At 64.4% G+C, this 6193-nt stretch carries 8 protein-coding genes and 1 pseudogene; 8 read left to right on the plus strand and 1 reads right to left on the minus strand.

Features of this window, described 5'->3' with window-relative positions; genetic code table 11:
* Window positions 1-84: 84 nt before the first annotated feature.
* Complete coding sequence (locus ACXJL8_RS30685) at window positions 85-342, minus strand: DUF6894 family protein (protein ID WP_456617938.1); 258 nt, start codon at window positions 340-342, stop codon at window positions 85-87.
* Window positions 343-591: 249 nt separating this feature from the next.
* Between ACXJL8_RS30685 and pqqA the strand changes: the two genes are divergently transcribed.
* From pqqA to ACXJL8_RS30725, 8 genes and pseudogenes are all read left to right on the plus strand, one after another.
* The gene (gene pqqA, locus ACXJL8_RS30690; protein ID WP_007595659.1) at window positions 592-672 is read left to right on the plus strand and encodes a pyrroloquinoline quinone precursor peptide PqqA; all 81 of its coding nucleotides are present in this window, start codon (window positions 592-594) and stop codon (window positions 670-672) included.
* A 132-nt stretch (window positions 673-804) separates the two neighbouring features.
* Window positions 805-1734: a pyrroloquinoline quinone biosynthesis protein PqqB gene (gene pqqB, locus ACXJL8_RS30695; RefSeq protein WP_456617939.1), complete on the plus strand. Its 930-nt coding sequence runs from the start codon at window positions 805-807 to the stop codon at window positions 1732-1734.
* Window positions 1731-2510 carry a pyrroloquinoline-quinone synthase PqqC gene (gene pqqC, locus ACXJL8_RS30700; RefSeq protein ID WP_456617940.1) on the plus strand — a complete coding sequence of 260 codons (780 nt, stop codon included), beginning with the start codon at window positions 1731-1733 and terminating at the stop codon, window positions 2508-2510. Before pqqB ends, pqqC begins: the two co-directional genes overlap by 4 nt.
* Before the next feature lie 11 nt (window positions 2511-2521).
* Window positions 2522-2833, plus strand: a complete 312-nt coding sequence (gene pqqD, locus ACXJL8_RS30705) for a pyrroloquinoline quinone biosynthesis peptide chaperone PqqD (protein WP_456617941.1) — start codon at window positions 2522-2524, stop codon at window positions 2831-2833.
* Window positions 2830-4029, plus strand: a complete 1200-nt coding sequence (pqqE, locus tag ACXJL8_RS30710; protein WP_456617942.1) for a pyrroloquinoline quinone biosynthesis protein PqqE — start codon at window positions 2830-2832, stop codon at window positions 4027-4029. Before pqqD ends, pqqE begins: the two co-directional genes overlap by 4 nt.
* On the plus strand, window positions 4019-5005 hold the full coding sequence (gene pip / locus ACXJL8_RS30715; RefSeq protein ID WP_456617943.1) for a prolyl aminopeptidase: 987 nt from the start codon (window positions 4019-4021) through the stop codon (window positions 5003-5005). Before pqqE ends, pip begins: the two co-directional genes overlap by 11 nt.
* A 15-nt stretch (window positions 5006-5020) precedes the next feature.
* The gene (locus ACXJL8_RS30720) at window positions 5021-5698 is read left to right on the plus strand and encodes a hypothetical protein (RefSeq protein ID WP_456617944.1); all 678 of its coding nucleotides are present in this window, start codon (window positions 5021-5023) and stop codon (window positions 5696-5698) included.
* A 238-nt stretch (window positions 5699-5936) separates the two neighbouring features.
* Window positions 5937-6193, plus strand: a pseudogene (locus ACXJL8_RS30725) (FAD-dependent oxidoreductase); the annotation flags it as partial.

Consider the following 6193-nt stretch of genomic DNA (forward strand, 5'->3'; position numbering starts at 1 on the left):
CCTCTGGGGGATTGTCCCGTTGCGGAAGCACCCTCTCCCCAACCCTCCCCCGCAGGCGGGGGAGGGAGCGCACCTCGCGTGCCTCTAGTGCCTCGTCGCCGACTGAACCGGCATATCCAGCAGCGCCTCGGTGAAGGGAAATTCGAGCACGATCTCGCCGGCGACGTCGGTGACCTCGATGACCGCCTCCATGAGCGCCGGCTGGGCGCCCTCGGATTTCACCACTTCCAGGATCATCTGGCGGGCGACCTCCCAGGCGCGATCGGGATTGCGCAGATCCTCGCCTTCAGGATCCACGATCAATTCATCGCCGATACGGGTGTTGAAGAAGTATTTGGGCATCACCGAGATCCAATTGGGTCGCCTGTACCGGATTGAAAGCTGCACTGCACTCACAACTGCTTTATCAGGACAGGGTTCACGACCGAATGCGCCAAGCGCAAGACTGCCTCACCAAATACGGTGTTCCAACCGCGATATTTCRCGGCGCAACATGGACTTCTCGGGAAGATTTCACTAGCGAACTTTTGTGCTCGCGGTAATTTAACCCATGGGCGGACGCGTCCGAATTCTAGAAAATGGAGAGCCGAAATGGCCTGGAAAGCCCCGAAGATCGTCGAAGTGCCGTGCGGCATGGAAATCAACATGTATGTGAGCGCCACCCGCAAGTAAGCGGTTGGCGAGTTCGCGTTCAGCGCAGGTGGATCTTTCGGTCGGATTCTTTCGGTCACAATGCGTTTCCGGAAGACAGGATTTGTGTCGGCCTGAGACCCACCTCGCGACGTTGCTTCCAGGAGACGGATCATGCTTCGCGTCGTCGTCCTGGGCGCCGCAGCCGGCGGCGGAGTTCCGCAATGGAATTGCGGATGCGAGGGCTGCCGGGCGGCCCGTACGAACGGCCATGAGCTTCAGCGGACGCAAGCCTCGGTCGCCTTCAGCGGCGACGGCGAGCACTGGTTCCTGATCAACGCCGCGCCCGATCTCCGCCAGCAGTTGAATGCCGCGCCACAGCTGCATCCCAGGCAAGGCGCGCTGCGCCATACCCCGATCGCCGGCGTGATCCTGACCAATGGCGAGGTGGACGCGGTTGCGGGCCTGCTCTCGATGCGCGAGGGCTCGCCATTCACGATCTACGCCCATGAGAAGGTGCTGGCGATCCTGAAGGCCAACAGCATCTTCAACGTGCTGAACGAGAAGAACGTGCGGCGGCAGCCGATCGGAATTGCCGAGCCGTTCCAGCCGCGGCTGCCCGATGGCGCGCGCGCAGGCGTCGAGGTGCTGGCCTTCGCCGTACCGGGCAAATCGGCCTGGTATCTCGAAGGCACGGCGCATCCGGGCGGCGAGACCGGCGATGGCGACACGCTGGGCCTGAAGGTCACCGACAAGGCCACCGGCAAGTGCTTCTACTTCATTGCCGCCTGCGCCGAGGTGACCGACGCGCTCAAGGCGGAGATCGATGGCGCCGCACTGGTGTTCTTCGACGGCACGGTTTGGCAGGACGACGAGATGATCAGGGCCGGGCTCGGCCACAAGACCGGCAAGAGCATGGGCCATGTCGCAATGTCCGGCGCGGACGGCGCGATCGCGCGGCTTGCCGATCTCACACTCGACAGGAAGATGTTTCTGCATATCAATAACTCGAACCCGGCGCTGCTGCCCGGCTCAATCGAGCGCAAGGCCGCCGAGGCGGCGGGCTGGCAGATACCCGCCGACGGAACGGAGATCGTGCTGTGAATGCCGCGTCACTGACAGGAATGACCGCGCTCTCGATCGGCAAGGACATCAGGCTCAACTCGGCCGAGGAGCTCGAGGCGACGCTGCGCCATATCGGCGCGACGCGCTATCACAGCCTGCATCCGTTCCATAAGCTCTTGCACGGCGGCAAGCTCAACAAGGGCCAGGTGCAGGCCTGGGCGCTCAACCGCTACTATTACCAGAGCACGATCCCGATCAAGGACGCGGTGGTGATCTCGCGCTTCCGCGACCGCGCCACGCGGCTGGAATGGCGCCACCGCATCGAGGACCATGACGGCGATGTCGGCTCCGAGGGCGGCATCGAGCGCTGGCTCAAGCTGACCGAGGGCCTCGGCCTCGACACATCTTACGTGGAATCCACCGAGGGCATCTTGCCGGCGACGCGCTTTGCGGTCGAAGCCTATGTCCATTACTGCCGCGAAAAAAGCCCGCTGGAGGCGATCGCCTCCTCGCTCACCGAATTGTTCGCGCCCAACCTGCACGAAGAGCGCATCTCCGGCATGCTGGAGCATTACGACTTCGTCAATCCTGACATCATGAGCTACTTCAAGCGGCGCCTGGCGCAGGCGCCGCGCGATGCCGGTTTTGCGCTCGACTATGTCAAGGCGCATGCGCGGACGCCGGAGGAGCGCGCATCCGTGTGCAATGCGCTGATCTTCAAGACCAACGTGCTGTGGGTGCAGCTCGACGCGCTCCAGCACGCCTATGTCGAGGGCCACATTCCACCGGGTGCGTTCGTGCCCAAGGCGAGCTGAGAGGAACAGCGATGGCCGGGCCGCGGAACATCAGCGTCAGCGAGACAAGCCGTCCCGTGCTGCCGCGGCATGCCAAGCTGAAATATGACGAAACGCGACAAGTCTGGGTGATCCTGGCGCCGGAACGGGTGCTGGCGCCGGACGAGATCGCGGTCGAGGTCTTGCAGCTCTGCAATGGCGAGCGCAGTGTCGGCGACGTTTCCGACCAGCTGGCGGCGAAATACGCCGCGCCGCGCGAGGCGATCCTCGCCGACGTCATCGTCATGCTGCAGGATCTCGCCGACAAGGGCTTCCTCACCGAGGCCCGGGAGAAGACGTCATGAGCGATGTGCTCGGTAATCCGGCTCTGCCGCCCGACGCCAGCGACAGTCTCGCGGTGCTGGAGAAGAGCCGCTCGACGGCGGAGACCTTTGGCATCCCGCTCGCCGTGCTGCTCGAGATCACCCATCGCTGCCCGCTGCAATGCCCCTATTGCTCCAACCCGGTCGAGCTCGACCGCTCGGGCAAGGAGCTGACCACCGAGGAATGGAAGAAGGTCCTGAGCGAGCTTGCCGAGATCGGCGTGCTCCAGGTCCACTTCTCCGGCGGCGAGCCGACCGCGCGGAAGGACCTCGTCGAGCTGGTCAAGCATGCCAGCGACGTCGGCCTCTACACCAACCTCATCACCTCGGCCGTGCTGCTGACGCGCGACAGGCTGAGCGATCTCGCGGACGCCGGGCTATGCCATGTGCAGATCAGCTTCCAAGGCGTTGAAGAGGGGTTGGCTGATCGTGTCGCCGGCTACAAGAACGGCCACCGCAAGAAGCTCGAAGTGGCAAAATGGACGCGCGAGCTGGATCTGCCGTTGACCGTGAATGCGGTGATGCACCGGCAGAACCTGCACCACCTCCCCGACATCATCCAGATGTCGATCGATCTCGACGCCGACCGGCTCGAGGTCGCCAATGTGCAATATTACGGCTGGGCGCTGAAGAACCGCGCCGCGCTGATGCCGACGGTGGCGCAGCTCGACGAGTGCACCCGTATCGTCGAGGAGGCGCGCGAGCGGCTCAAGGGCACGCTCGCGATCGACTATGTGGTGCCGGACTATTATGCGCTGCGGCCGAAGAAGTGCATGGGCGGCTGGGGCCGGCAGTTCTTCAACATCTCCCCGGCCGGCAAGGTGCTGCCGTGCCACGCCGCCGAGAGCATCACCGGGCTCGACTTCTTGTCCGTGCGCTCCAACCATTCGATCGCCTGGATCTGGCAGAACTCGGACGCCTTCAACCGCTATCGCGGCACCGGCTGGATGAAGGAGCCGTGCAAGAGCTGCGAATTCCGCGAGATCGATTTCGGCGGCTGCCGCTGCCAGGCCTTCGCGCTGACCGGCGATGCCGCCAACACCGATCCGGCCTGTGCGCTGTCGCCGCTGCACGAGACCATCTTCAAGCAGGCCGAGCGCGAGGCCGAGGGCGAGACCAACCGCTTCCTCTACCGCAACTTCGCCGGCGGCACTTTGGAATCCGAGAATGGTGCCTGACGCCGACGCGGCCGCGGCGGCAAAACGCGCCGATCCCTTTACGCCGCTGACCTCCGACATGCTCGATGTCGGCGACGGCCACGAGCTCTATGTCGAGAGCGTCGGCCGCGCCGACGGCATCCCCGCGGTCTATCTGCATGGCGGGCCCGGCAGCGGCTGCCAGCCCGACCATCGCCGGCTGTTCGATCCCGACCGTTTCTGCGCGGTGCTGTTCGACCAGCGCGGCTGCGGCCGCAGCCGGCCGAAGGGATCGCGCGCCCACAACACGACGGCGCATCTGATCGCGGACATGGAGAAGATCCGCGACAAATTCGGCTTCGAACGCTGGATGGTGGTCGGCGGCTCCTGGGGCGCGACGCTGGCGCTGGCCTATGCGCAAGCCCATCCCGCGCGCGTCTCCGGCATCGCGCTGCGCGCGACCTTTCTGGGTACGCGGGCCGAGGTCGAGACGGCCTTCACCTCGCGCCTGGCGCAGTTCTATCCCGCGCTCCACGCGGATTTCCTGAGCGTGCTGCCGCCGGAGGAGCGGGACCGGCCGATCGAGGCCTATTGGCGCCGCATCCTCGACGCCGATCCGGCCGTGCATGGTCCGGCGGCGCGGGCGTGGCACGACACCGAGCGCGCCTTGTCCGAGCACAAGCCGGCAAAGCCGCGGCTGGATCTGGCCTCGCTGAACGTCTGGCGCACCTTGCCCGCGACGCCGTTCATGGAGGCGCATTATTTCGTCAACGACAGCTTCATGACCGAAAACCAGTTGTTGCGAAACGCAGGGCAATTGGCCGGCATTCCCGGCATCATCATCCAGGGCCGCTACGATCTGTTGTGCCCTCCTGAGACATCGCACGGGCTCGCGCAGGTCTGGCCGGGTTCCGAGATTCGCATCGTGGAAGAAGCCGGACATTCGCTCTATGATACCGGCGTCAGGGACGCGGTCATGAAGTCGATCGCCGATCTTGCGTCGAAGGCCGCGCGATAAGAGGACAACAACAAAATGCCGCTCGCCGGGAAAGGCATGCTGCTGACGTCGATGAATATCGACGCAGCCGATGAAGCCGATTTCAACCGCTGGTACGATCGCGAGCATCTGGAAGAGCGCGTCGCGATCGACGGCTTTCTGGAGGCGCGGCGCTATGTCGCGCATGCCGCCAACCCCAAATATCTCAGCCTCTATTCGACCGCGACACTCGACGTGCTCGACAGTCCCGCCTACCGGGCGCGGCTCGCGGGCCCGACCGACTGGTCGCGGCAGAGCATGGCGCGCTTCAAGAACATGCTCCGCGTGGTCGCGCGCATCACCATCAGCAACGGGACAGGCCGCGGCGCCGCGCTCGGCGTGGTGCGGCTGCGCCCGACGCCCGACAATGCGGGGACGTGGCGTGATGCACTGCAAGAAAGGCTGGCGCCGGAAAAACTCGACGGCATCATCTCGATGCATCTGCTGGAGAGCGAGCCCGAGTTGTCGGGCGCAACCGCCGGCATTCCGGCGGCGCGAAACGAGGGCGCGCGCGACTGGTTCGTGCTGATCGACGGCACGCATGTCGGCGCGGTCTCGGCTGTCATCGCCGAGCGCTTCACCGGCCCTGCTGCATCGCCCTTCCCGCTGCCCGTCTCCGTCGGCACCTACAGCCTGATGTGGGATCTTGCGAAGAGCGACATCGCGCGCAGCTGAAGCAATCCGACGCATTGCAACATATTGCACCGCCGCATGCTTGCGCGCAGCCGTTAATGCTGTGTGCGCGCAGCTCCCATGAAAGCCGGTGATCACCCAAATTTGCCGTTGTACTTCGGAACGGTTCTAATAAGCTAACCCAATGACGTCATTCAGAAACCAGATCGAGGCGCATTAAGCGTTCGCCAAGCTCAAGAAAAGGCCGCCGGGTCTTTGAGCCTGCGCGGACAGGGTAGGAATGAAACCGACCGATATCGCGGCCCCCGACTACTTTCACAAAGTGGTCGATTGCCAATGGGCCTGTCCTGCACACACCCCGGTTCCCGAATACATCCGACTGATCGCACAAGGCCGCTACAGCGACGCCTACATGGTCAATTGGAAATCGAACGTGTTTCCCGGAATTCTGGGACGCACCTGCGATCGTCCATGCGAGCCGGCATGCCGCCGCGGCCGCGTCGAGGAAACGCCGGTCGCGATCTGCCGCCTCAAGCG

The organism is Bradyrhizobium sp. P5_C11_2, from assembly GCF_054049755.1.

What these genes read in the sequence shown, in the direction of transcription:
- ACXJL8_RS30685 (WP_456617938.1), bottom strand. Translation starts at nt 342, where the DNA reads ATGCCCAAATACTTCTTCAACACCCGTATCGGCGATGAATTGATCGTG.
- pqqA (WP_007595659.1), top strand. Translation starts at nt 592, where the DNA reads ATGGCCTGGAAAGCCCCGAAGATCGTCGAAGTGCCGTGCGGCATGGAA.
- pqqB (WP_456617939.1), top strand. Translation starts at nt 805, where the DNA reads ATGCTTCGCGTCGTCGTCCTGGGCGCCGCAGCCGGCGGCGGAGTTCCG.
- pqqD (WP_456617941.1), top strand. Translation starts at nt 2,522, where the DNA reads ATGGCCGGGCCGCGGAACATCAGCGTCAGCGAGACAAGCCGTCCCGTG.
- pqqE (WP_456617942.1), top strand. Translation starts at nt 2,830, where the DNA reads ATGAGCGATGTGCTCGGTAATCCGGCTCTGCCGCCCGACGCCAGCGAC.
- pip (WP_456617943.1), top strand. Translation starts at nt 4,019, where the DNA reads ATGGTGCCTGACGCCGACGCGGCCGCGGCGGCAAAACGCGCCGATCCC.
- ACXJL8_RS30720 (WP_456617944.1), top strand. Translation starts at nt 5,021, where the DNA reads ATGCCGCTCGCCGGGAAAGGCATGCTGCTGACGTCGATGAATATCGAC.